Origin of the sequence: Methylobacterium sp. WL12, from assembly GCF_008039475.1 — a bacterium.
Lineage (GTDB): Bacteria > Pseudomonadota > Alphaproteobacteria > Rhizobiales > Beijerinckiaceae > Methylobacterium > Methylobacterium cerastii.
The window spans coordinates 1-1,659 of record NZ_VRUW01000199.1 but is presented as its reverse complement, the minus strand read 5'-3'; the positions used below and the strand labels follow the sequence as shown (position 1 = coordinate 1,659).

Below are 1,659 nucleotides of genomic sequence, written 5' to 3'. Positions count from 1 at the left end.
CGGATGGTACCGGCGGTGAGCACCACCGGGCCGGCGCTCGCGCTGGTGCCGCCGAGGTCGAGCGTTCCGCCGCCGACCACGAGGGCGGCGTCCGCGGCGCCGAGGCGTCCGGTCGAGGTCAGTTTCAGCGTGCCGCCGTCGACGCGGGTGCCGCCTGAGTAAATGTTGGCGCCCGACAGCATCACCGTGCCGGTGCCGGACTTCACGAGCGGGCCGGAGCCGGTCAGCGCGGCATCGATACTGCCGGATTGCACGTCGTAAACCGAGCCGCGCAGCGTCCCGTCCCCAATGGTGCCGCCGGTGAGCCGGACCAGTCCGACGGCTTGCGTCGTGCCGCCGAGGTCGAGCCGTCCGCCCGAGACCACCAGCGCTGCGTCGGGCGCACCGAGCGTCCCGGCCCCGTCGTCGACAGCGTCCCGGCAGTGAGACTGGTGCCGCCGGCATAAGTATTGGCGGCCGAGAGCGTGACGCTGCCCGTGCTAGCCTTCGAAAGGCCACCAGAGCCGCCGATTGAGCTCGCCAGAGTCACGTCGTCCGGCCCGTCGCAGGCGAGACCTGTCGTGGTCGCCGCGCAGGCAGCATGCGCCGGACCCACCGGCACCGTCATCGCCGCCATGCCGAGTATCAGCAGCAGCAAGGCGGTCGTCGCGAGTAGGCGGCTTCGCGGCGGGCAGGAACTGGCGTGCGACATGCGGCCATCCGAAGGCGCGGAGAGACGGTCCGGCGGCCGCGCGGCCACCAGCCGGGTGCCGAGCGTGACGGCACGACGACGCGGTGAAGACGGATTCCAAGTGGCGGCGAAACAATTAACGCGGCCTCAACCACGTTGAAAAAATAGAATCGCGGGTTGTTTTTCTCGACCGACATCGGTGCCCCCCCTTGGCAAGCCGCGTGTTATACCAACCGGCATTGATCATAACCGATAGGCCCACTGGCGCAGTCCTATGGACATGATGAGCCAGGGTTGGGCGACGAAGCGTTTCCAGGCGTCACAGCAATGATCGAGGATGTCGTCGTAGGAGGTGAAGATCCGGTCGCCGAGCCAGTTGTCGCGCAGGAATTGCCAGACATTCTCGACCGGATTGAGTTCCGGTGCGCAGGCCGGCAGCGTTTGCAGGGTGATGTTGTCGGGCACGACGAGGTCGTGCGCGATGTGCCATCCGGCGCCGTCGAGGATCAGCACGGCATGGGCGCCGGGATCGACGATGCGGCAGATCTCCTTTAGATGCTCGTTCATGGCGGAGGTGTCGCAACGGGGCATGACGAGACCGGCGCCCTTGCCTTTCTCGGGGCAGATCGCCCCGAAGATGTAGGCATGGGCGGTCCGCTGGTCCTTTGGGGCCGATGGCCGGCCTCCGCGGCGTGCCCAGCGACGCGGCAGGGTGTTCTTCTGGCCGACACGGGCTGGGACTATCGGAAATTCCGTGTGTGGGCGGCGGGTTGCACATCAGGCCGCCATGGCCCGGGTGAAGCGCTCGCCGAAGATGACGGCGAACTGGGCCTTGGCCATGACCCACTCACGCGGGCCCATTTTCCACGCCTTCTCGGAGCGGTTCAAGACCAGGTAGAGCAGCTTCAGCGCGGCCTCGTCGGTCGGGAAGTGGCCCCGGGCGCGCACGGCCCGGCGTAGCGTGGCGTTCAAGGCCTCGATGGCGTTCG

General features: G+C 67.8%; 2 protein-coding genes and 1 pseudogene. All 3 read right to left on the bottom strand.

The features are described from left to right. The coding region (locus FV226_RS29045) for an autotransporter-associated beta strand repeat-containing protein (protein ID WP_281406063.1) at positions 1-365 on the bottom strand (365 nt) is incomplete at its 3' end. 548 nt (positions 366-913) lie between these two features. Further along, positions 914-1,405: pseudogene (locus FV226_RS27425) on the bottom strand (IS630 family transposase); the annotation flags it as partial. Positions 1,406-1,447: 42 nt separating this feature from the next. After that, on the bottom strand, positions 1,448-1,659 hold a 212-nt coding region (locus FV226_RS27420), incomplete at its 5' end, for a transposase (protein WP_147764870.1).